This window comes from Aestuariivirga sp., assembly GCF_037139295.1.
Lineage (GTDB): Bacteria > Pseudomonadota > Alphaproteobacteria > Rhizobiales > Aestuariivirgaceae > Aestuariivirga.
This window is the reverse complement of the sequence record NZ_JBAXGR010000001.1, coordinates 26,121-47,949: the sequence shown is the minus strand read 5'-3', so window position 1 is coordinate 47,949 and position 21,829 is coordinate 26,121. Positions and strand designations below refer to the sequence as shown.

Sequence of the window (21,829 nt, the reverse complement as noted above, 5' to 3'; positions counted from 1 at the left end):
TTGATCCTGCCCGCCCATGAGAGGGCAAGAATGACGGTCGGACCTGTTGCGCGATTGGGCCATGTGCTCGGCTGGACCGGAAATGCCATCGCCGTGCTCATCGTCATGGCCGCAGCTGCTGTGATCGGTCTCCACGCCAAGGATGTCTGGATGCTGCGCAAGGCGCCCGTCGCCTATGAGATCGAGCTTCCCAGCGGCCGCACCTATTGCACGCTGAGCGCCAATCCGAAGTCGACCGAGCAGGATGCCTTCGATGCGGCAGCCGCCGCCGATGCCGGTCGACCCGTGCCCCGCAGCTGGACGGTCCATGCCGCCGGCGAGCTCGACGGCGAAGAGCTTCGCAAGTGGCGCGACGTCATCCGGCGCTATTCGCCTGCCGCCAGGGGGGTGGCCATGGTCAATGCGTGGAAGAGCCTCGCCTTCGCCGCCGCGGCGCTTCTCCTGCTCGCTGTGCTGGCCTTCTTTGCCGGGCGCGCGTTGCGCTACATCTTTGCGGGGCCGTCGCGCTAGAGCAGGCTCATTTGTTCGCCAGGCTGCGGTGGGCGGTGGAAGTGGCTGGTGTCCAGCTTCAGCTTGCGGCGGTTGAGGCCAAGCCGCTGGCAGGAGAGTTCGAAGCGCCGCCCGATGGTCCAGGCATAGGGTCCGGTGCCGGTCTGGCGCACCCCGAAACCCGCCTCATATTCCTTGCCGCCGCTTGATGATTTCACCAGCGACATCACCTTGGCGGCACGCTCCGGCATGGTCGCCTGCAGCCAGTCCTTGAACACGTCCTTCACCTCATGCGGCAGCCGCAGCATGACGTAGCCCGCCTCGCTGGCGCCTGCCGTCTTGGCGGCGGAGAGAATGGCTTCGATCTCGCTGTCATTCACCGCCGGGATGATGGGTGCCACCATGACCACCGTCGGGATGCCCGCCGCCGACAGCTGCTCGATGGCTGCGAGCCGCTTTGCGGGCGCCGCGGCGCGTGGCTCCATGGCGCGGGAAAGCTTCGGGTCGAGCGATGTGACGGAAAGCGCCACCTTCACCAGGCCCTTCTTCGCCATGGGCGCCAGGATGTCGATGTCGCGGGTCACCAATGCCGACTTGGTGACGATGCCCACCGGGTGGTTGAACTCGGCCAGCACCTCGAGGATGGCGCGGGTGATGCGCCGCTCGCGCTCGATCGGCTGGTAGGCATCGGTGTTGGCGCCGAGGGCGATGGTCTTCGGCACATAGCTTTTGGCAGAGAGTTCGGCCCTGAGCAGCTTCGCCGCATCGGGCTTGGCGAAGAGCTTCGATTCGAAGTCGAGGCCGGGCGAGAGGCCCATGTAGGCGTGCGCCGGCCTCGCATAGCAGTAGCTGCAGCCATGCTCGCAGCCGCGATAGGGGTTGATCGACTGGTCGAAGCTGATGTCGGGCGAGTCGTTCCGGGAGATGATGGTCCTGGGCTTTTCCTCGAAGACCGTGGTCCGGAAGGTGGGCAAGTCCTCCAGCCCCTGCCAGCCGTCGTCGAACAGCGAGCGGCTGAAGGCCTCGAAGCGGCCCGCCATGTTGACGCCGGCCCCGCGGCCACGCGCCTGGGTGGAGAGGGCGGTCATGCGCCCTTCGCCGAGAGCGGCAGGGTCTGGGGCAAGGGCCCTGCGCCTATCGATCAGAGTGGACATGGACCCAATATAGAACGTCTTAGGGAACAAAACAAGAACATTCTTGTTACAAAGAGGAAAGCCCGGCATCTGTGGGGCAATGACCCGCCGCCAGATTCTATTAGCCCTCCTGCCGCCCCTGTTCTTCGGAACGGGCTTCACCATTGCCAAGCCGGCAGTCAGCCATTTCCCGCCGCTGTTCCTGATCCTGATCTGCTACGGCTCGATCGCGGTGCTGATGGGGTTGACCCAGCGCGAGAAGCTGAAGACGAGCTGGCCCTCGATCATGCTGATCGCGGCCTTCTCGGTCACCATCCAGGGCGCGCTGCTGTTCTGGGCCATCCGCAGCCCGGAGATGCCGGCGACCGCCGCCAACCTCATCCTGCAGATCCAGATCCCCTTCGCCGTGCTGCTCGGCTGGCTGCTGATGAAGGAGCGCCCCGATGGCCGCAAGATGCTGGGCACCGCGCTGGCGATCCTCGGCGTGGCGCTGGTCATAGGCCTTCCGGAAACGCCCCCGGGCCTCGTTCCCACCGTGATGATCATCGCCTCCGCCTTCTGCTGGTCGCTGGGGCAGGTGCTGGTGCGGCGCCTCGGCAAGGACAATGGCGTCGGTGTCCTGAAAGGCAATGCCATCGGCTCGCTGCCGCAGCTGGCGCTCGCCACGCTCCTGTTCGAGCACGGCCAGTGGCAGTCGGTGGTCACCGCCACCTGGCTGCAATGGGCCATGCTGGGCTTCGTCGCTGTGGTGGGCTTTTATTTCGCCTACCTGTCGTGGTTCACGCTGCTGAAGCAGTGCCGGCTCGACGAGGCGAGCCCCTTCCTGCTCCTCATGCCGGTGGTTGGCATCGTCACGGCAGCGCTGGTGCTGGGCGAGAGCGTGTCAATGGCGCAGCTCCTGGGCGGCGCGGTGATTCTCTTCGGCCTCGCTATCGTGTCCGGCCTGAGCCTGCCGAAGCTGAAGCCAGCCTAGCCCTTCTTGCGCTGCAGGTGTTCTTCCAGTCGCGGCATGATCTCGACGAAGTTGCACGGCTTGTGGGTGTAGTCGAGCTGCGGCTTCAGGATCATGTCCCAGCCGTCCCTGCAGGCGCCGGGCGAGCCCGGCAGGCAGAAGATGTATTTCCCCTTCATGACGCCCGCCGTGGCGCGCGACTGGATGGTGGAAGTGCCGATCTTGGGGAAGGACACCATGTGGAACAGCGTGCCGAAGCCCTCGATCTCCTTCTCGAACAGCGGCCTCACGGCTTCGATCGTCACGTCATGGCCGGTGAGCCCGGTGCCGCCGGTGGTGATCATGGCATCGATGTCCGACCGGTTGGCCCAGTCGCGGATCACGTGGCGGATGGAGCGGATGTCGTCCTTGACGATCTTCCGCGCGGACAGCGCATGCCCGGCCTCGGCCACCCGGTCGGCCAGCGTCTGGCCGGAGACGTCGTTCTCGAGCGTGCGCGTATCGGAGACCGTCAGGACCGCGATCCTGACGGGGATGAACTGACGCGGCTCACTCATGCTCGAAACCTTAAATCTCTTTACGTGTACCCATGCATGAAACACTATCCGATTCCGGAGGACAAGTGAAAGCCGAGCGGGGTGTCAATTCGCAACCAGAGGCGGGGGATATTGTCCTTCAACGCACATCGAGCATCTGGCGCAGCGAGAGCATGTCGCGCCAGGCCAGCCGCTTCTGGGCGGGCTGGCGCAGCAGGTAGGCGGGGTGCAGCGTCGGCAGCAGCGGAATGTTCCGCCCACTGACATTCGCCGTCACCCACGTGCCGCGCAGCTTGAGGATGCCGTCGGCCTTGCCGGTGAGGCGATGGGCCGGCGTGGCGCCGAGGCAGACGATCACATCGGGCTTCTGCAGTTCGATGGTGCGCAGCAGGAAGGGCAGGCACATCTGCGTCTCGGCCTCGGTCGGCGTGCGGTTGCCGGGCGGCCGCCAGAAGATGACGTTGGTGATGAACACCGCACTCTCGCGGTCCTGCGCGGTGCGGGCGAGGCCCACGGCGGCCAGCATCCGGTCCAGCAACTGCCCGGAGCGCCCGACGAAGGGCTTGCCCTGGATGTCCTCGTCGCGCCCCGGCGCCTCGCCGATCAGCATGACGCGGGCAGAGGGGTTGCCGTCGGCATAGCACAGCTTGGTCGCCGTCTTCTTCAGCGGGCAGGCGTCGAAGCCGTCGAGTGCCGCCTCGATTTCCGCCAGGCTCTGGTATTGCGTGGCGGAGGCTCCGGGTGCCACCACCACGGGCGCTGCCGCAGGGACAGTCGCAGTGCCCACCACCGCGGTGGCCGCCTTGGGCGCAGGCGCCGCCAGCCGGTTCACCGGAGCTTCCCCGATGATCTCGTCAGCCCCCATCTCGGAAAGCCAGCGCAGCGCCTCGGCGGCGTCATGCGGCGTCATGTCGTTTTGTGTCTTGTCCATGTCCGGATTGGGTGGGCTTGTGCGGCACTATCCGCCCACTATAAAGACGCCCCAACTGAGAAGATAGACGGGAGTTCAGTCCTTGGAACAGGTCCAGCGCGAGGCGATGGAATATGACGTGGTGATCGTCGGTGCAGGCCCTGCGGGCCTCTCCGCGGCGATCCGTCTGAAGCAGATCAACCCGGACCTTTCCGTCTGCATCCTCGAGAAGGGCTCGGAAGTCGGCGCCCACATCCTGTCGGGTGCCGTCATCGACCCCGTGGCGCTCAACGAGCTGATCCCCGACTGGAAGGAACAGGGCGCCCCCCTCAACACGCCCGTCACCGAAGACCGCTTCTACATGCTCGGGCCCTCGGGCGCGCTGCGGCTTCCCAACTTCCTCATGCCGCCCTTGATGAACAACCACGGCAACTATGCCGTCTCGCTCGGCAACCTGTGCCGCTGGCTTGCCCAGCAGGCGGAAGCCTTGGGCGTCGAGATCTATCCCGGCTTCGCCTGTTCGGAAGTGCTCTACCGCGAGGATGGCTCGGTCCGCGGCGTGGTCGCCGGCGTCATGGGCATCGGCAAGGACGGCGAGAAAAAGCCGGACTACCAGCCCGGCATGGAGCTCCTCGGCAAGTATGTGCTGATCGCCGAGGGCGCGCGCGGCTCGCTGGCGAAGGAGATCATCGCCAGATACAATCTCACCGAAGGCCGCGAGATGCAGAAATACGGCCTCGGCATGAAGGAACTCTGGGAGGTTCTGCCGGAGAACCACAAGCAGGGTCAGGTCACCCACACCATGGGCTGGCCTTTGGGCGTCAAGGCCGGCGGCGGCAGCTTCATGTATCACCTCGAGGACAATCTCGTGTCCGTCGGCTTCGTGGTGCATCTGAACTACGACAACCCGCACCTCTTCCCCTACATGGAATTCCAGCGCTTCAAGCACCATCCGCTCATCGAGCCGGTGCTCAAGGGCGGCCGCCGCATCGCCTATGGCGCACGCGCCATCACCGAGGGCGGCTTCCAGTCGGTGCCGAAGCTGTCGTTCCCCGGGGGTGCCCTCATCGGTTGCTCGGCGGGCTTCGTCAACGTGCCGCGCATCAAGGGTTCGCACAATGCCATGAAGACCGGCATGATGGCGGCGGAAGCCGCCGCCGCCGCACTGGCTGCCGGCCGCGCGGGCGACAGCCTGGTCGAGTATGAAGCGGCTTACGAAAACTCCTCGGTCTACCAGGACCTCAAGCGCGTCAAGAACGTCAAGCCCATGTGGTCGAAGCTCGGCCTCCTCGGCGGGTTGGCGCTGGGCGGGCTCGACATGTGGCTGAACCAGATCTTCGGCTTTGGCTTCGGCACCTGGAAGCACGGCAAGCCCGACTACGCGACCTTGAAGCCCGCCGACAAGGCGAAGCCCATCAAGTACCCGAAGCCTGATGGCGAGATCTCGTTCGACCGCCTCACCAACATTGCCTTCTCCGGCACGAACCACGAGGAGGACCAGAAGGTCCACCTCCAGCTCAAGAACCCGGAAGTGCCGATCGGCGACAACCTGCCCATCTATGACGAGCCCGCCCAGCGCTATTGCCCGGCCGGTGTCTATGAGGTGGTGATGGAGGAAGGCAAGCCGCCGCGCTTCCAGATCAACCACCAGAATTGCGTCCACTGCAAAACCTGCGACATCAAGGATCCCGCCCAGAACATCAACTGGGTCGTCCCGCAGGGCGGCGAAGGGCCGAACTACCCGAACATGTAAACCACAAGCTCGTCGTCCCGGCGAAAGCCGGGACCCAGCTTTTTCTCCGCTCGCACACCGCATCTAAGCTGGGCCCCGGCTTTCGCCGGGGTGACGGCCGTAGGGTGCTTGCCCTCATCCCAAAAACACCGCATTTTGCGGCCACAACCAAATCACCTTGAAACATGGGCGGCAGCTTGCCGCCTCGACACTGAAATGGATGATGATGACGGCACTTCTGCGCACCGCACTCACCGGGTTCCTGCTCGCTTCCATCCCCGCCACTGCGGCCCTTGCCTATGATCCTGCGTCTTCGTCGATCTCCGGCAATTACCTGGCGGGCCGTTCGGCCGCCAAGCTGCGCGACAACGGGTCAGCCTCTGACTATCTCACCAATGCGCTGAAGGCCGATGCCGGCAACCCGGTGCTCATCGAAAAGATCTTCCTGCTCGAACTCTCCGAGGGCAACTTGTCCAAGGCGGAGGAGTTCGCAACTGAAGTTCTCAAGTTCAACAGCCAGCAGCGCATGGCGCGCATCGTGCTGGGCCTCAAGGACTTCAAGGGCCGCCGCTATGTGGAAGCCCGCAAGAACTTCGAGCAGTCGGCCTACACGCCGGTGGGCGAGCTCACCTCGTGGCTCCTCACCGCCTGGTCCTATGCGGGCGAAGGCGAACTGAACCAGGCGCTCAAGGCGCTCGACCGTCTCGACACCAACGAGAGCTTCGCCAATTTCAAGGTCTTCCACGAGGCGCTGATCGCCGACTATCTCGGCAACTCCATCCGCGCCGAGGCCTCCTACAAGAAGGCCAACGAGGCAGCGGGAACTTCGCTGCGCATCGTGCAGGCCTATGGCAATTTCCTCGAGCGCAACAACCGCGCATCAGAGGCGCAGGCGCTCTACCGCGCCTATCTCGAGAACGACGACAATCCGCTGATTGACGAGGCCCTCGCGGCGAGCCCCAAGGGCGACAAGCCCACGCCCTTCATCGCATCGCCCACCGAGGGCGCAGCCGAGGCGCTGTTCTCGCTCTCCACCTCGATGACCGACGACCAGTCGATCGACGCTGCACTTCTCTATATCCAGCTCGGCATCTCGCTCGGTGCGGATGACGACATCATGTACACGCTGCTGGGCGACACCTATGAAAGCATGAAGCGTTACGACAAGGCGCTGGCTGCCTATGCCAACGTGCCCGCAACCTCGCCGCTGCATGTCAACGCCCAGATGGAAGAGGCCGTCGCGCTGCAGCATCTCGACCGCAAGGACGAGGCGCTCACCATGCTCAAGTCGATCGTCGCGGCCGACCCCAAGAACTATGATGCCATCGTCACGCTCGGCAATCTCTACCGCGCCAACAGCGACTTTGCCAATGCGGCGGCAACCTATGACCAGGCCATTGCGCTCCTCGAAAACCCCGGCCCCGGCAACTGGCGCATCTTCTACTACGATGGCATCTCGCATGAGCGCATCAAGCAGTGGGACGTGGCGGAGAAGCAGTTCCGCAAGGCACTCGAACTCTCGCCCAACGAGTCGAGCGTGCTCAACTATCTTGGCTACTCGATGATCGAGAAGAAGATCAACCTGCAGGAAGCCCTCGAGATGGTGAAGAAGGCGGTCGAGATGAAGCCGAATGACGGCTACATCACCGACAGTCTCGGCTGGGCCTATTTCCAGCTTGGCGACTATGAACAGGCCGTCATCTATTGCGAGAAGGCGGTGGATCTGCTCCCGGCCGACCCGATCATCGCCGAGCATCTGGGCGATGCCTATTGGCGCACCGGCCGCTCGCTGGAAGCCAAGTTCCAGTGGCAGCACGCCAAGGACAACAAGCCCGAGCCCGAAGACCTGAAGCGTATCGAGGACAAGCTGAAGAACGGCCTGCCGCCGGAGCAGCCGCCGGTCACCCCGGCGCAGAACGCCGCGCCCAAGACCAACGGCTGATACAGCGAAGGCGCGTTCGGCCCGTGGCGCCCTTCACACTTTTCGCCCCCGCCAAGGTGAACCTTGCGCTCCACGTGCTGGGCCGCAGGGATGACGGCTACCACGATCTCGATTCCATCGTCGCCTTCGCCGATGTCGGCGATCGGCTCACCTTCACGCCTGCCGGTCGCTTCGCGATCACCACGTCGGGCCCCTTTGCGGCGGCACTGCCAGCGGGCGGTGACAACATCATCGCGAAGGCCTGGAACGCTGCGAATGCCATCGCGGCGAAGCGGGGCAGGGCCATCGCGCCGGTCACTGTGCACCTTGAAAAGAACCTTCCTGTAGCTTCCGGCATCGGCGGCGGCTCCGCCAATGCGGCCGCCGCATTGAAGGGCTTCCTGCGCCTCGCCGACATCACGGAGATCGATGACGAGGTGACCGCAGCCGGTCTGGCGATCGGTGCGGATGTTCCTGTCTGCTTGTGCGGCGTGCCCTGCCGCATGCGCGGCGTGGGCGAGCGCATCACGCCGCTTCAAGGGTTCACGCCGCTTCGGGCGATCCTCGTCAACCCGCTGGTCGAAGTCTCCACGCCGGCGGTCTTCAAGGGCCTCGCGCTGGAGAAGGGGCAGTCCTGTGGCGCTGCCATCGCCGATGCGCGCGATCCCGCTTCGTGGCGCAACGATCTCGCAGAACCCGCCATCGCGCTGGCGCCTGTCATCGGTGACGTGCTGAACCGCCTCGCTGCAACGCGCGGCGTCACCCGCGCCTTCATGTCCGGCTCCGGCGCCACCTGCGTCGGCCTGCTCGAAGATGACGCCTCAATGCCCGACTTCGACCCAGGCTGGTGGGTGGCCCGAACGGTGCTGGGCTAGTCCCGCTTCGAAGTACATGAATTCATCTGGGCCATCGCCCACCCACTCTCATCATGGCCGGGCTTGACCCGGTGATCCTCTTCGATGCCACAAAGGAGGATGCCAGGGACAAGCCCGGGCATGATGACTCGAAAGAACGACGAGAGGCTGCTAGTAAGCCCGCGCCACGCAGAATTCCACGGCCTCGAGCAGCGCGTCCTTCAGGCCTGAGTCGGGGAAGATCGCCAGCGCGTCACGCGTGATGTCGCCATAGTGGTTGGCGCGGTCGATGGTGTCCTTCAGCGCGCCGTGGCGTTCCATCAGCTTCTTGGCATAGGTGAAGTCGTCCGGCGTCTGGTCGCCGTCTTCCATGGTGCGCTTCCAGAAGTTCCGTTCTTCGGTCGTGCCACGGCGATAGGAAAGAACGACGGGCAGCGTGATCTTGCGCTCGCGGAAATCATCGCCAACGCCCTTGCCCAGCTTCTCGGTGGAGCCCGAGTAATCCAGCGCATCGTCGATCAGCTGGAAGGCGATGCCAAGGTTGCGGCCATAGGATTCGAGGGCCGCCTGTTCGCTGGCGGGGCGCCTGGCCACCACCGCGCCCACTTCGGCGGCTGCCGAGAACAGGGCCGCCGTCTTGGCCACGATCACCTGCATGTAGGCGTCTTCCGTGGTGGACGTATCCTGCGAGACGGAAAGCTGCAGGACTTCGCCCTCGGCGATGACGCAGGCGGCATTGGAGAGAATGCGCAGCGAGTCGAGAGAGCCCGTCTCCACCATCATCTTGAAGGCCTGGCCCAGCAGGTAGTCGCCCACCAGCACGCTGGCCTGGTTGCCCCAGATGACGCGTGCGGCCTGCTTGCCGCGGCGCAGGTCGCTCTCGTCCACCACGTCGTCATGCAGCAGTGTTGCGGTGTGCATGAACTCCACCGCTGTGGCGAGCTTCAGGTGATGCTCGCCCTCGTAGCCAACCATGCGCGCGGCCGCCAGCGTCAGCATCGGGCGGATGCGCTTGCCGCCGGAGTTGATCAGGTGGTTGGCGATCTCGGGAATCAGCTCCACGTGGCTGCGCGCATGGCTGAGGATCGATTCGTTGACCCGTTCCATGTCGGCAAGCGTGAGCTTCACCAGCGGCTCGATGCTTGCCCGCTTCTTGTTGCCCGCTCCGTCGAGCGGAATGACGACTCCCATGGAGACTGCCTGCCTTCGCTGATTTCTTGGCCCGTTAAAGCACAGCCGCGCCATGAGGCCAATATGACGCTGCGCAAGCGGGCTTGCCCGCGACAATCCAACCCGCCAAGCTCGGGCCCATGGAAGAACTTCTGCGCAGCAACGATCCGGTCTGGCTATCCTACGTCCGTCACGTGCTGGCGGAGGAGGGGATCGCGTTTCTCCAGCTCGACGATCACATGTCGGTGCTGGAAGGCTCGGTCGGCGCCATTCCCCGCCGCATCATGGTGCTGGGGGAGGATTTGCCCCGCGCCCGCCTCAGCCTTGGTAACGAGACGCTAACCCGGAAGTAGCAAAAATCACCAGATGCAGCCCAGCGACACACCCGCCAGCCCCATCCCGCCCAGCCTCACCGAGGATGGCTTCCTCGGCGGCCGCCTGCGCATCCTTCAGCCCGAGAAGGGCTTCCGCGCCGGCATTGATTCGGTCTTCCTTGCCGCCGCCATTCCCTGCCTGCCCGGCGAAAGCGTCTTCGAGGCCGGCATCGGCACCGGGGTAGCCGCCCTCTGCCTGCTGGCCCGCAACCCGGGCTTGAAGGTGGCCGGCGTCGAGGTCGCCGCCCGCTACGCCATGATCTGCGAGGAGAACGCCAAGCGGAATGGCCTGCAGGACCGCCTCCACGTCATCCACGCCGACGTGCGCGAGGCGATGCGGCGCGACCAGATCGGCATGCCCGCCCCCGGCAGCTTCGCCCACGCTATGTGCAACCCGCCCTTCTTCGACGAGGCAAAGTCGACGCCCTCGCCCCACCTCCTCAAGTCCCAGGCCCATGCCTTCGGGCCGGAGGACCTGGAGCTCTGGATGAAGGTCCTCCATGCCATGCTCAGCCCGCGCGGCAGCGTCACCATCGTGCACCGCGCGGACTCGCTCGGGCAGCTTCTGGACGGCATGCAGAATCGCTTCGGCGACATCCGGATTGCGCCGCTTTTCCCGCGCAGTGGTGCGGCTGCATCGCGCATCCTGGTGCAGGGCATCAAGGGTTCGAGGGCGCCTTTGCAAATCATGCCGGGCATGGTCCTGCATGGCGTCGGAAACGCTTTCACGCCTGAGGCCGATGCCGTGCTGCGCGACGGTGCGGCATTCACCCTGCGCTGATCGCCACCTTGCCCTTCGGCATCAGGGCACCTATCTGAAGCGCATGGCCAGCAACGGTTTTTTCACCAAACTCATTCCGCTCCGCTTTCGCAAGTCGGTGTCGGTCGTGCATCACGTAACGCTCAGCGGCGCCATCGGCATCGGCTCGCCGATGAAGCCGGCGCTCACGTTGAAGTCGGTGAACACCACCTTGCAGCGTGCCTTCGCGCGGAAGGGCCTGGCGGCGGTGGCCATCTCGATCAACTCGCCCGGCGGCTCGCCGGTGCAGTCGGCGTTGATTCACGCGCGAATCCGGCAGCTTGCGGATGAAGCGAAAGTGCCGGTCATCGTCTTCTGCGAAGACGTGGCAGCCTCCGGCGGCTATTGGCTTGCCTGCGCGGGCGATGAAATCTATGCCGATGAATGCTCCGTCATCGGCTCGATCGGCGTCATCTCGGCGGGCTTCGGCTTCGTCGATGCGATCGCCAAGCTTGGCGTCGAGCGCCGCGTTCACACCTCGGGCGAAAACAAGTCCATGCTTGATCCCTTCAAGCCCGAACGTCCTGAAGACGTTGAACATTTGCTGTCGCTGCAGACTGACATCCATGATGCCTTCAAGACGCTGGTGAAGTCCCGTCGCGGCACGAAGCTCAAGCTCGACGACCCGGCGCTGTTCTCCGGTGCCTTCTGGTCCGGCCGCCAGGCGCTGGATCGCGGGCTGGTCGATGGCCTCGGCCACATGCACCAGGTGCTTGAGGATCGCTTTGGCGACCAGCTGGTGCTGCGCACGATCGCCCCTTCGCAGGGCTGGGGCTTGAAAAAGCTCGGTTTTGGCATTGAAGTATCTGATATTGCAGAAAACACCATGGACGCGCTTGAATCGCGTGCATTGTGGTCCCGTTTCGGCTTATGATCGTACTCATGGAGGCTCGTTGGAGGATCCGATGGTTGTTTTGAAGCTCTTGTCGCTGCTCGCCGCAGCTCTTGTTTCGCTCTTCGTCATCAAGATGATGATGGGGCGCGACCCTCAGCCCGTGCGCGTCAAGGCGAACCGTCCGAACCGCCAGCCGCAGCAGGCGCGCCGCCTCCGCCAGGATCCGCGCACCGGCATCTATTACCCCGAGGCTTGACCTCACGAGTCGTGCCCCCTAGGGTCCGCCGCGCTTTCTCGAGGCGGACCACATGGCATTGAATACCACCAAATCCTTCCAGGACTTGATCCTCACGCTCCACCAGTATTGGGGCGACAAGGGCTGCGTCATCCTGCAGCCCTATGACATGGAAGTCGGTGCCGGCACCTTCCACCCCGCCACCACATTGCGCTCGGTGGGCCCGCGCCCCTGGGCTGCCGCCTATGTCCAGCCCTCGCGCCGCCCCAAGGATGGCCGCTACGGCGAAAACCCCAATCGGCTGCAGCACTATTATCAGTACCAGGTCATCATCAAGCCATCGCCGCCCAACCTGCAGGACCTCTATTTGGGTTCGCTGGAAGCAATCGGCATCGACCGTTCGCTGCATGACATCCGCTTCGTCGAGGACGACTGGGAAAGCCCCACGCTTGGCGCCTGGGGTCTTGGCTGGGAAGTCTGGTGCGACGGCATGGAAGTCTCGCAGTTCACATACTTTCAGCAGGTCGGCGGGCTGGACTGCGCGCCGGTCTCGGGTGAACTCACCTATGGCCTCGAGCGCCTCGCCATGTATGTCCAGGGCGTCGACAATGTGTACGACCTGAACTTCAACGGCCAGGACGGTGCCAAGCGCATCTCCTACGGTGACGTCTATTTGCAGGCCGAGCAGGAATTCTCGCGCTACAATTTCGAGCACGCCAACACGGAAGCCCTGCTGCAGCACTTCATCGACGCCGAGGCCGAGTGCAAGGCACTGCTGGCCGCAGGCGATCGCGACACGCTCCACGAAATGGCGCTGCCGGCCTACGACCAGTGCATCAAGGCATCTCACACCTTCAACCTGCTCGATGCGCGCGGCGTCATCTCGGTCACCGAGCGCCAGGCCTATATCCTGCGCGTCCGCGAACTCGCCAAGGGCTGCTGCGAGGCGTGGAGCAAGACGGTGGGCGGCGGGGCTGCTGCGTAGTTTTCGGGGATTGTAAAAACCTTGAGTCGCGGCAATATGTAACATGATCCATTACTGAATCAGGAGCATCCCATGTCTGAACCCACCATCGCCCAGAAGTCGCCCATCCCCGTCGAGGTCGAGGCCGGCAAGGATTACTGGTGGTGCAGCTGCGGCAATTCCAAGAAGCAGCCGTTCTGCGACGGCAGCCACAAGGGCTCCTCCTTCACGCCGCTCAAGTGGACGGCGGAAGAAACCGGCCGCAAATTCTTCTGCGCCTGCAAGCACACCAAGACGCCGCCCTTCTGCGACGGCAGCCACAAGGCGATCTGAGTCACCCCTGAGGGGTGACAAGCCGGGACGGGGCTGCTAATCGGCGGTCCCGCCCGGAGTCCCCGATGCCTGAACTTCTGATCGAACTGTTTTCCGAGGAAATCCCCGCTGGCATGCAGCACAAGGCGGCTGCCGACCTGCGCCAGATGGTGACCAACGCGCTGGTGGAAGCGGGCCTCACCTATGAGGGCGCGCAGGCCCATGGCGGTGCGCGCCGCCTGGTGCTGTCGGTCGAGGGCCTCGACGCTAAGGCAGCGGACGTGAATGAAGAGCGCAAGGGCCCACGCGTCGATGCGCCCCAAGCGGCCATCGAAGGCTTTCTCAAGTCCACCGGCCTCGGCCTCGGCGAGCTGAAAGTGCAGGACGACAAGAAGGGCCAGTTCTACCTCGCGGTCATCCGCCGGCCAGGCCGCACCGCCACCGAAATCATCGCCGATGTCGTGCCGGACACGATCCGTAAGTTCCCCTGGCCCAAATCCATGCGCTGGGGCTCGGGCAGCTTGCGCTGGGTGCGCCCGCTGCATTCCATCGTCTGCACCTTCGACGGTGAAGTGGTGCCCTTCGAGATCGATGGCATCCACAGCGGCAACATCACCCACGGCCACCGCTTCATGGGCGCTGAGAACATCGAGGTGCGCCGCTTCGATGATTATGCCCAGAAACTCCACCATAATTTCGTGCTCGTCGACGCCAGTGCGCGCGTCGAGACGATCCGCACCGAAGCGAGGAACCTCGCCTTTGCGCAAGGGTTGGAACTGATCGAGGATGAAGGCCTGCTGAAGGAAACCGCAGGCCTCGTCGAGTGGCCCGTGGTGCTGATGGGCAGCTTCGATGAAAGCTTCCTCACGGTGCCGCCCGAGGTGATCGCCACCTCGATCAAGAACCACCAGAAATGTTTCGCGCTGCGCAATGCATCAACCGGCAAGCTCGCGAACCGCTACCTGCTGGTGTCGAACCTCGTCGCCAAGGATGGTGGCCGGACCATCATCGCCGGCAACAACAAGGTCATCGCCGCCAGGCTTTCGGACGCCAAGTTCTTCTGGGACCAGGACCGCAAGGTGAAGCTGGAGCAGTGGGCGAAGAAGCTCGACGCCATCACCTTCCACGCCAAGCTCGGCAACCAGGGCGAACGCGTCCAGCGCATCGAAACGCTCGCGGCTGAAGTCGCCAGGAAAATCGGTGCTGACCCTGAGAAGGCGAAGCTCGCCGCACGCCTCGCCAAGGCCGATCTCGTCACCGGCATGGTGGGCGAGTTCCCCGAACTGCAGGGCCTGATGGGCCGCTACTACGCACTCGACCAAGGTGTGGACCCCGAAGTCGCCGATGCAATCCGCGATCATTACAAGCCGGTTGGCCCCACAGATTCCATTCCGGTGTCTGCCGTCGGCCAGGCCGTGGCGTTGGCTGACAAGCTCGATACGCTCAACGGCTTCTGGTCGATCGACGAGAAGCCTACGGGCTCCAAGGACCCTTACGCGCTGCGCCGGTCCGCACTCGGCGTCATCCGCATCATCCTCGACAAGAATCTCCACCTGCCACTCACCTTCTGCGGTGACGACCTCATCGCCTTCTTCGCCGATCGCCTGAAGGTGCACTTGAAGGAACAGGGCAAGCGCCATGACCTGATCGACGCGGTCTTCGCGCTCGGCAACCAGAACGACCTTCTCATGGTGACGAAGCGCGTCGAGGCGCTGTCGAACTTCCTCGAGACGGAAGATGGCAAGAACCTGCTGGCCGGCGTCAAGCGTGCCTCCAACATTCTCCGCATCGAGGAGAAGAAAGACGGCAAGTCGTTTGACGGCGACGTGAACATCTCGCAGCTCATCAAGGGCGAGGAGAAGACGCTCCACACCGCAATCACCCAGGCCCTGGGCCAGGTGCGCCGCGCGCTGCGCGAGGAGGATTTCGGCGCGGCCATGACGGCTCTCGCCAAGCTGCGCGTGCCGGTCGATGCCTTCTTCGAAGGCGTGACGGTGAACGACAAGGACGCCACCTTCCGCGAAAACCGGTTGCGCCTCTTGAACCACATCCGCGCGGCAACGGCGGAAGTGGCGGATTTCTCGAAGATCGAGGGCTGAAGACCACGCGCGACTTCCCCCGCTGAAGGAATGTCTTCTGGATGCTCATTCTGTCTTCTCCCGCTTCTTCAGCGGGAGAAGAAGGGACCCGTTGCGGGTCGCAACGGGGATATGAGGGGAAACGGGCGCTGCATTTGGTCCGGAGACCGCATACCCTCACCTCCCCCAACTTCGTTGGGTCCCCTTCCTCTCCCGCTTTGCGGGAGAGGACGATGGGCCGTCTCCAGCCGGAGATGATTCAGTAGGCAGAGCCACGCCCCCCAAGCAATGCTGGTCCCAGCGATTTGGCAAAGGTGCCGATTGGACCTCGGCTCCCGCTTTGTTATGCAGGGGCATGACCGCTGCCTCCGCCTACACGCCTGACAGCCGCTATGCCTGGATCAGGCTGTTCATCTCGCTGGTGCTCGCCGTGGTGGGCGGAATCGGGCTGTGGCTGGCGGTCGTCGTGCTGCCCACCATCCAGACGGAGTTCGGGGTGGACCGTGCGGGCGCCTCATTCCCCTATACGGCCACCTTCCTCGGCTTCGCGGCCGGCGGCTTCGTCATGGGCAAGGTGGCGGACAAGTTCGGCATCACCGTGCCCATCACCATCGCGGGCGTTGCGCTGGGCGTCGGCTTCTTTCTCGCCGCCTGGTCGACCAGCTACTGGCAGTTCGTCGTGGTGCAGGCGGTTTTCATCGGCTTCCTCGGAAGTGCGGCCACCTTCGGTCCGCTGGTGGCCGATGCCTCGCAGTGGTTCCTCAAGCGCCGTGGCATCGCCATCGCCATCGTGGCCAGCGGCAATTACATCGCCGGCACCATCTGGCCGCCCTTCATGCAGGCCTCGATCCAGACCTATGGCTGGCGCTGGACCTACATGGCGATCGGCGTGCTCTGCATCGTCGTCATGGTGCCGGGCGCGCAGCTCCTGCGGAAGCGCCCGCACTTCCACGACACGGCCAGCCCCGCGAGCCGTGGCTCAGGCCAGAAGGGCCTGTTGCCCAGCCATCCACTGTTGTTCCCCGCCCTCGTGCTGGCGGGCCTTTCCTGCTGTGTCGCCATGTCAATGCCGCAGGTTCACATCGTCGCCTATTGCGCCGATCTCGGCTATGGCCCGGCACGCGGTGCTGAAATGCTCTCCGTCATGCTGGGCTTTGGCGTGTTGAGCCGCCTCGTCTCCGGCCTCGTCGCCGACAAGCTGGGCGGCCTGACGACGCTGATCGCGGGCTCCTTCATGCAGATGCTGGCGCTCCTCGCCTACATCCCGTTCGACGGGCTCGCCTCGCTCTACGTGGTCTCGGCCATCTTCGGCTTGAGCCAGGGCGGCATCGTGCCGAGCTATGCGCTTATCATCCGCGACCATTTCCCTGCACGCGAGGCCGGCAGCCGCATCTCCACCGTGCTCACCGCCACCGTCTTCGGCATGGCCCTGGGCGGCTGGATGTCCGGCATCATCTATGACTGGACGGGCTCCTACACCATGGCCTTCCTCAACGGCGTGGGCTGGAACGTGCTGAACCTGTCGATCGCCCTGTGGATCCTCTATGTCCGCCGCCCTCACGCCCCGCCGCTCAGCCCGGCCATGGCCTGAGGCCAGCCGCAATGTCGCATCTGCGATATTGCATTGCACACGGTGCAAGGCTGTGGTTGTCTATTGAGCGGGCCGCCGCCCGCTAAAAGACTTCATAAGCAAACGTCAGCAATGGGAAGACTCTGTCATGGCGGCTGATAGCGCGAAGTTCGTCTATTCCTTCGGTGGTGGCGCGGCGGATGGCCGGGCGGATATGAAGGCGCTGCTGGGCGGCAAGGGCGCGAACCTCGCCGAAATGGCAAACCTCGGTCTTCCCGTTCCGCCGGGCTTTACCCTGTTCACCGAAGTCTGCACCGTTTTCTACAAGAACAACCGCGCCTATCCTGAAGGTCTCGACGCGCAGATCCGTTCGGCATTGACCACGGTCGAGAAGATTGCCGGCGCCCAGTTCGGCAATGCCGCCAACCCGCTGCTCGTCTCCGTGCGCTCGGGTGCCCGCGCCTCGATGCCGGGCATGATGGACACCGTCCTCAACCTCGGCCTCAACGATGCAACGGTTGAGGGCCTCGCCACCCGCTCACGTGACCGGCGCTTCGCCTTCGACAGCTACCGCCGCTTCATCTCGATGTATGCCGATGTCGTGCTCGGCGTCGACCATGACGAGTTCGAGGATATTCTCGGCGGCTTCAAGGAACAGCGCGGCTATTCGCTCGACACGCAGGTGACGGCGGAGGAGTGGCAGGGCCTCATCGTCCGCTACGCAGCATTGGTGCAGGAGGCAACCGGCAAGCCCTTCCCGCAGGACCCGCATGAGCAGCTGTGGGGTGCGATCGGCGCCGTGTTCAAGTCGTGGATGGGTGCCCGCGCCATCACCTATCGCAAGCTCAACAACATTCCGGAAGACTGGGGCACCGCCGTCAACGTGCAGGCCATGGTGTTCGGCAACATGGGCGAGACCTCGGCCACCGGCGTTGCCTTCACCCGCAACCCGGCAACGGGCGCGAAGGAACTCTACGGTGAATTCCTCGTCAACGCCCAGGGCGAGGACGTGGTCGCCGGCATCCGTACGCCGCAGAACATCACCGAAAGAGCCCGCATCGAGGCGCATTCGGAAGCACCCTCGCTCGAGCAGATCATGCCCGGCACCTTCACGGAGCTGAAGGCCAATTTCGACCTGCTGGAGCGCCACTACCGCGACATGCAGGACATGGAATTCACCATCCAGGACGGCAAGCTCTGGATGCTGCAGACCCGCACCGGCAAGCGCACCGCCAAGGCGGCGCTGAAGATCGCGGTGGACATGGCTGCGGAAGGCCTCATCACCAGGCAGGAAGCCGTCAAGCGCATCGACCCGGCCTCGCTCGACCAGCTGCTGCATCCGACACTCGACCCCAAGGCCAGGCGCGACGTGATTGCCACCGGTCTTCCCGCCTCGCCGGGCGCGGCCTCCGGCGAAATCGTGTTCGACGCTGACGAGGCCGAGCGCCTCAAGGCGCTCAACCGCCGTGTGATTCTGGTGCGCATCGAGACGAGCCCGGAGGACATCCACGGCATGCACGCCGCCGAAGGGATCTTGACGACGCGCGGCGGCATGACCTCCCACGCGGCCGTGGTGGCACGCGGCATGGGAAAGCCCTGCGTTTCGGGTGCGGGCACGCTGCGCATCGACTATGCGGCGGGAACCCTCACCGTCATGGGCGTCACGCTCAAGAAGGGCGAGACGATCACCGTCGATGGCTCGTCCGGCCAGGTGATGAAGGGCGAAGTGGCCACCATCAAGCCCGAGCTCTCGGGCGACTTTGCGCTGCTGATGACGTGGGCGGATTCCTTCCGCCGCATGGGTGTCAGGGCCAATGCCGAAACCCCGCTCGACGCCCGCACCGCGCGCGACTTTGGGGCAGAGGGCATCGGCCTGTGCCGCACCGAGCACATGTTCTTCGATTCCGAGCGCATCGTGGCGGTGCGCGAGATGATCATCGCCGACAAGGTGGATGCCCGCCGCACGGCGCTGGCCAAGATCCTGCCGATGCAGAGGAACGACTTCATCGAGCTGTTCGAGATCATGGCGGGTCTGCCCGTCACGATCCGCCTGCTCGACCCGCCGCTGCACGAGTTCCTGCCGCAGGCCGACCACGAGATCGAGGAGGTGGCCGAGCAGATGGGCGCCAACCCCGACCAGCTGCGCGCCCGCGTGGCGGAGCTCAAGGAGTTCAACCCCATGCTGGGCCACCGCGGCGTGCGCCTGCTGATCTCCTACCCTGAAATAGCCGAGATGCAGGCCCGCGCCATTTTCGAGGCGGCGACCGAAATCCACCGCCGCACCGGCAAGGCGCCCATCCCCGAAGTCATGATCCCGCTGGTGGCGTCCCGCAACGAGTTGGACCGGGTGAAGGAGCGCATCGTCGCCGTGGCCGAGCAGGTGGCCAAGGAGACAGGCGTTGCCATCTCCTATTCGGTCGGCACCATGATCGAGCTTCCGCGCGCCGCGCTGCGGGCAGCCGAGATTGCGGAGTCCGCCGACTTCTTCTCCTTCGGCACCAACGACCTGACGCAAACCACCTTCGGCATCAGCCGTGACGACGCCGCCCGCTTCATCGGCGAATACACCTCGAAGGGGGTGTTCAAGACGGATCCCTTCATCTCTCTCGACATCGAGGGGGTGGGTGAACTCATCCGGATGGCGACCGAGCGCGGGCGCAGCGTCAAGCCCGGGCTGAAGGCCGGCATCTGCGGCGAGCACGGCGGCGATCCTGCCTCAATCGCTTTCTGCGAAACCGTCAATCTTGACTATGTGTCATGTTCGCCGTTCCGGGTGCCCATTGCACGCTTGGCGGCAGCTCAGGCAAGCCTCTCGAAACACTAGGTTTTTCCGAATTGTGGCAAGGGGTTAACCATGTCTTTACCCTGTCACGATTCAGGCTCGAAAGCGGCCGTCTCGTGTTGCCGGGATGGTTAACTTATGTTAAACGAGACCCCAATAGACTACCGCGTATTAACAGCGCCGTAAGACATGCGGCCCACGGTGTGTCGAGGGGAAGTGAAGAAAAAAGCGCTTAAAAGATCAGCAGGGCCTGCGGGCTTCTGGGAACTCGAGCACTACGCCGTCGCCAGGAAGCCCAGCTTCTTCGCCGACTACGCCCCTATGGCGGTCGGTGGCGTATTGCTGGTTCTGGCCTTCGCCTTCGCTGGCCATTACATGGGCCAGAATGCCGTGGCCCACAACGCCGACCCGGGCGACATCATCGAAAGCATGTCCGGCCCGTCTTCCAACATCCTCGCCAAGGGCTCGCTGGTCCCTGAATCCACCAGCCTCGAGGTCATCAACAAGACCGCCTTCACCGCCCGGATCACCTATCAGGAACAGACTGTCTCCGCCGACGGCAAGGGCGACAAGCCCGTCGTCCTTCAGGCCTCCATCGTTGAAAAGCAGCAGGTTCAGATCGTCCCCGCCTCGGTGAACATGAGCGAGGACGACACCCAGACGCCCAGCGTCATCAACAAGGGTCCCTCGCCGCTGAAGGTCATGCAGGGCGTGAAGCTGAAGCGCACCGTCACCGCCTCGGCCAAGCCCGTGGACAAGGCCACCCAGAAAGCCATCGCCCAGCGCCGCATTCAGATGGCTGAGGAAAACTGCCTCGCCCGCGCCGTCTACTTCGAGGCCCGCTCGGAGTCGGAACTGGGCCAGCTCGCCGTCGCCAAGGTCATTCTCAACCGCGTCAAGGATCCGGAATATCCCAAGTCGATCTGCGGCGTGGTCTACCAGGGCTCTGGCCGCCGCAATTCCTGCCAGTTCTCCTTCGCCTGTGACGGCCTGCCGGATGACGTGCGCAGCGCTGCCGCCTGGTCCAATTCCAAGCGCATCGCGCAGATGGCGATTTCGGGCGATGCCAAGGTCGCCGCCGTCGGCTCCGCAACCAATTACCACGCCGACTACGTGAACCCCGCCTGGGCCAAGAGCATGCGGCGGCTCATCAAGATCGGGCATCACGTCTTCTACGAAGAGGGCTGACACGCCTGCATGGCAGGGTTCGAATGGGCGCCTCCGGGCGCCCTTTCTGTTTCAGGTGAGGCCGGTTTAGGATGCCGGGCATGAAAGGGAGACGTTGAGAGATGAGCCACAAGGAAACCGCCGGCACTGCCTGGACCTGGTTCAAGGGCGAATGGCATGAGGGCAACCCGCAGGTGATGGGCACCATGACCCATGCGCCGTGGCTCGGCTCCTGCGTGTTCGATGGAGCCCGCGCCTTTGCGGGCGTGGCGCCGGATCTCGACCAGCATTGCCAGCGCATCGTGCGTTCGGCCCAGAGCTTCGGCCTCAAGGTCGTCAAGAATGCCGGCGAGATCGAGGAGCTGATCCGCGAGGGCATCGCCAAGTTCCCCAAGGACGCCGAACTCTATCTCCGCCCCATGTTCTGGGCGGAGGATGGCTTCGTCGACGTCGACCCGGAGTCGACCCAGTTCTCGGTGTCCGTCTATGCCGCGCCGCTGCCCAAGCCAACGGGTTCGGCCATCACCTGCTCGCCATTCCGCCGTCCGTCCTATGAATATGCGCCAACCGACGCCAAGGCGGCCTGCCACTATCCCAACTCGGCCCGCGCCATCCGCGAGGCGAAGTCACGGGGCTTCGACAATGCCGTGATGCTCGATGCGCTGGGCCATGTGGCGGAGCTCTCCACCGCCAACATCTGGTACGCCAAGGATGGCGAGGCGCATACGCCCGTTCCCAACGGCACCTTCCTCAACGGCGTCACCCGCCAGCGCGTCGTCAAGCTGCTGCGCGAGGCTGGCATCAAGGTGCATGAGCGCTCGCTCAAGTGGAGCGAGTTCCTCGAGGCGGATGAAGTCTTTACCACCGGCAATTGGGCAAAGGTGGCACCCATCACCCGCGTCGAGCAGAAGAACCTGCAGCCCGGCCCCATCATGCAGAAGGCGCGGGACCTCTATTGGGACTATGCGCTGAGCGGGAAGTAGGTTTCCGCACCATTCAACTCATCATGGCCGGGC

General features: G+C 64.2%; 20 protein-coding genes. 16 read left to right on the top strand and 4 right to left on the bottom strand.

Annotated elements, in window-relative coordinates:
- The first annotated feature begins 30 nt into the window (after nt 1-30).
- A complete protein-coding gene (locus tag WCJ41_RS00260; RefSeq protein WP_336903802.1) occupies nt 31-510 on the top strand; it encodes a hypothetical protein in 480 nt (159 codons plus the stop codon).
- Here WCJ41_RS00260 and WCJ41_RS00255 read toward each other — a convergent pair.
- Nucleotides 507-1,577, bottom strand: a complete 1,071-nt coding sequence (locus tag WCJ41_RS00255) for a PA0069 family radical SAM protein (protein ID WP_336903801.1) — start codon at nt 1,575-1,577, stop codon at nt 507-509. The two genes, WCJ41_RS00260 and WCJ41_RS00255, sit on opposite strands and share 4 nt — an antisense overlap.
- Nucleotides 1,578-1,722: 145 nt before the next feature.
- Between WCJ41_RS00255 and WCJ41_RS00250 the strand changes: the two genes are divergently transcribed.
- A complete protein-coding gene (locus WCJ41_RS00250; protein WP_336903800.1) occupies nt 1,723-2,595 on the top strand; it encodes an EamA family transporter in 873 nt (290 codons plus the stop codon).
- Here the strand turns inward: WCJ41_RS00250 and moaB are convergent.
- Both moaB and WCJ41_RS00240 read right to left on the bottom strand, forming a co-directional pair.
- Complete coding sequence (moaB, locus tag WCJ41_RS00245; protein ID WP_336903799.1) at nt 2,592-3,131, bottom strand: molybdenum cofactor biosynthesis protein B; 540 nt, start codon at nt 3,129-3,131, stop codon at nt 2,592-2,594. The genes WCJ41_RS00250 and moaB overlap by 4 nt on opposite strands.
- Before the next feature lie 118 nt (nt 3,132-3,249).
- Nucleotides 3,250-4,041 carry a uracil-DNA glycosylase gene (locus WCJ41_RS00240; RefSeq protein WP_336903798.1) on the bottom strand — a complete coding sequence of 264 codons (792 nt, stop codon included), beginning with the start codon at nt 4,039-4,041 and terminating at the stop codon, nt 3,250-3,252.
- 106 nt (nt 4,042-4,147) lie between these two features.
- On the opposite strand from WCJ41_RS00240, the gene WCJ41_RS00235 reads away from it, so the two are divergent.
- From WCJ41_RS00235 to WCJ41_RS00225, 3 genes are all read left to right on the top strand, one after another.
- Complete coding sequence (locus tag WCJ41_RS00235) at nt 4,148-5,773, top strand: electron transfer flavoprotein-ubiquinone oxidoreductase (RefSeq protein WP_336903907.1); 1,626 nt, start codon at nt 4,148-4,150, stop codon at nt 5,771-5,773.
- Nucleotides 5,774-5,975: 202 nt separating this feature from the next.
- Nucleotides 5,976-7,694, top strand: a complete 1,719-nt coding sequence (locus WCJ41_RS00230) for a tetratricopeptide repeat protein (protein ID WP_336903797.1) — start codon at nt 5,976-5,978, stop codon at nt 7,692-7,694.
- Nucleotides 7,695-7,717: 23 nt separating this feature from the next.
- On the top strand, nt 7,718-8,548 hold the full coding sequence (locus WCJ41_RS00225) for a 4-(cytidine 5'-diphospho)-2-C-methyl-D-erythritol kinase (RefSeq protein ID WP_336903796.1): 831 nt from the start codon (nt 7,718-7,720) through the stop codon (nt 8,546-8,548).
- A 150-nt stretch (nt 8,549-8,698) separates the two neighbouring features.
- Here WCJ41_RS00225 and WCJ41_RS00220 read toward each other — a convergent pair whose 3' ends face one another.
- Entirely contained in the window at nt 8,699-9,718 is a 1,020-nt protein-coding gene (locus WCJ41_RS00220; RefSeq protein WP_336903795.1) for a polyprenyl synthetase family protein, read from the bottom strand.
- Between the two features lie 119 nt (nt 9,719-9,837).
- Here WCJ41_RS00220 and WCJ41_RS00215 point away from each other — a divergent pair, with 119 nt between their 5' ends.
- From WCJ41_RS00215 to WCJ41_RS00165, 11 genes are all read left to right on the top strand, one after another.
- A complete protein-coding gene (locus WCJ41_RS00215) occupies nt 9,838-10,050 on the top strand; it encodes a DUF2007 domain-containing protein (RefSeq protein WP_336903794.1) in 213 nt (70 codons plus the stop codon).
- A gap of 13 nt (nt 10,051-10,063) precedes the next feature.
- A complete protein-coding gene (locus WCJ41_RS00210) occupies nt 10,064-10,852 on the top strand; it encodes a methyltransferase (protein WP_336903793.1) in 789 nt (262 codons plus the stop codon).
- 43 nt (nt 10,853-10,895) lie between these two features.
- Nucleotides 10,896-11,744, top strand: coding sequence for a S49 family peptidase (locus WCJ41_RS00205; protein WP_336903792.1), 849 nt, complete (start codon nt 10,896-10,898; stop codon nt 11,742-11,744).
- 31 nt (nt 11,745-11,775) lie between these two features.
- On the top strand, nt 11,776-11,961 hold the full coding sequence (locus WCJ41_RS00200; RefSeq protein ID WP_336903791.1) for a hypothetical protein: 186 nt from the start codon (nt 11,776-11,778) through the stop codon (nt 11,959-11,961).
- Between the two features lie 52 nt (nt 11,962-12,013).
- On the top strand, nt 12,014-12,925 hold the full coding sequence (locus WCJ41_RS00195; RefSeq protein WP_336903790.1) for a glycine--tRNA ligase subunit alpha: 912 nt from the start codon (nt 12,014-12,016) through the stop codon (nt 12,923-12,925).
- Between the two features lie 72 nt (nt 12,926-12,997).
- Complete coding sequence (locus WCJ41_RS00190) at nt 12,998-13,237, top strand: CDGSH iron-sulfur domain-containing protein (protein ID WP_336903789.1); 240 nt, start codon at nt 12,998-13,000, stop codon at nt 13,235-13,237.
- A gap of 65 nt (nt 13,238-13,302) precedes the next feature.
- Nucleotides 13,303-15,315: a glycine--tRNA ligase subunit beta gene (glyS, locus tag WCJ41_RS00185; protein ID WP_336903788.1), complete on the top strand. Its 2,013-nt coding sequence runs from the start codon at nt 13,303-13,305 to the stop codon at nt 15,313-15,315.
- 334 nt (nt 15,316-15,649) lie between these two features.
- On the top strand, nt 15,650-16,885 hold the full coding sequence (locus WCJ41_RS00180; RefSeq protein WP_336903787.1) for an MFS transporter: 1,236 nt from the start codon (nt 15,650-15,652) through the stop codon (nt 16,883-16,885).
- Nucleotides 16,886-17,012: 127 nt separating this feature from the next.
- Nucleotides 17,013-19,688 carry a pyruvate, phosphate dikinase gene (gene ppdK / locus WCJ41_RS00175; RefSeq protein ID WP_336903786.1) on the top strand — a complete coding sequence of 892 codons (2,676 nt, stop codon included), beginning with the start codon at nt 17,013-17,015 and terminating at the stop codon, nt 19,686-19,688.
- Nucleotides 19,689-19,862: 174 nt separating this feature from the next.
- Complete coding sequence (locus tag WCJ41_RS00170; protein WP_336903785.1) at nt 19,863-20,834, top strand: cell wall hydrolase; 972 nt, start codon at nt 19,863-19,865, stop codon at nt 20,832-20,834.
- A gap of 101 nt (nt 20,835-20,935) precedes the next feature.
- Nucleotides 20,936-21,796, top strand: a complete 861-nt coding sequence (locus tag WCJ41_RS00165; protein ID WP_336903784.1) for a branched-chain amino acid aminotransferase — start codon at nt 20,936-20,938, stop codon at nt 21,794-21,796.
- Nucleotides 21,797-21,829: the final 33 nt, after the last annotated feature.

Bases quoted from the DNA above. Each gene is read 5' to 3' on its own strand.
- WCJ41_RS00260 (WP_336903802.1), top strand. From the start codon at position 31: ATGACGGTCGGACCTGTTGCGCGATTGGGCCATGTGCTCGGCTGGACC.
- WCJ41_RS00255 (WP_336903801.1), bottom strand. From the start codon at position 1,577: ATGACCGCCCTCTCCACCCAGGCGCGTGGCCGCGGGGCCGGCGTCAAC.
- WCJ41_RS00250 (WP_336903800.1), top strand. From the start codon at position 1,723: ATGACCCGCCGCCAGATTCTATTAGCCCTCCTGCCGCCCCTGTTCTTC.
- moaB (WP_336903799.1), bottom strand. From the start codon at position 3,131: ATGAGTGAGCCGCGTCAGTTCATCCCCGTCAGGATCGCGGTCCTGACG.
- WCJ41_RS00240 (WP_336903798.1), bottom strand. From the start codon at position 4,041: ATGGACAAGACACAAAACGACATGACGCCGCATGACGCCGCCGAGGCG.
- WCJ41_RS00235 (WP_336903907.1), top strand. From the start codon at position 4,148: ATGGAATATGACGTGGTGATCGTCGGTGCAGGCCCTGCGGGCCTCTCC.
- WCJ41_RS00230 (WP_336903797.1), top strand. From the start codon at position 5,976: ATGATGACGGCACTTCTGCGCACCGCACTCACCGGGTTCCTGCTCGCT.
- WCJ41_RS00220 (WP_336903795.1), bottom strand. From the start codon at position 9,718: ATGGGAGTCGTCATTCCGCTCGACGGAGCGGGCAACAAGAAGCGGGCA.
- WCJ41_RS00215 (WP_336903794.1), top strand. From the start codon at position 9,838: ATGGAAGAACTTCTGCGCAGCAACGATCCGGTCTGGCTATCCTACGTC.
- WCJ41_RS00210 (WP_336903793.1), top strand. From the start codon at position 10,064: ATGCAGCCCAGCGACACACCCGCCAGCCCCATCCCGCCCAGCCTCACC.
- WCJ41_RS00205 (WP_336903792.1), top strand. From the start codon at position 10,896: ATGGCCAGCAACGGTTTTTTCACCAAACTCATTCCGCTCCGCTTTCGC.
- WCJ41_RS00200 (WP_336903791.1), top strand. From the start codon at position 11,776: ATGGTTGTTTTGAAGCTCTTGTCGCTGCTCGCCGCAGCTCTTGTTTCG.
- WCJ41_RS00195 (WP_336903790.1), top strand. From the start codon at position 12,014: ATGGCATTGAATACCACCAAATCCTTCCAGGACTTGATCCTCACGCTC.
- WCJ41_RS00190 (WP_336903789.1), top strand. From the start codon at position 12,998: ATGTCTGAACCCACCATCGCCCAGAAGTCGCCCATCCCCGTCGAGGTC.
- glyS (WP_336903788.1), top strand. From the start codon at position 13,303: ATGCCTGAACTTCTGATCGAACTGTTTTCCGAGGAAATCCCCGCTGGC.
- WCJ41_RS00180 (WP_336903787.1), top strand. From the start codon at position 15,650: ATGACCGCTGCCTCCGCCTACACGCCTGACAGCCGCTATGCCTGGATC.
- ppdK (WP_336903786.1), top strand. From the start codon at position 17,013: ATGGCGGCTGATAGCGCGAAGTTCGTCTATTCCTTCGGTGGTGGCGCG.
- WCJ41_RS00165 (WP_336903784.1), top strand. From the start codon at position 20,936: ATGAGCCACAAGGAAACCGCCGGCACTGCCTGGACCTGGTTCAAGGGC.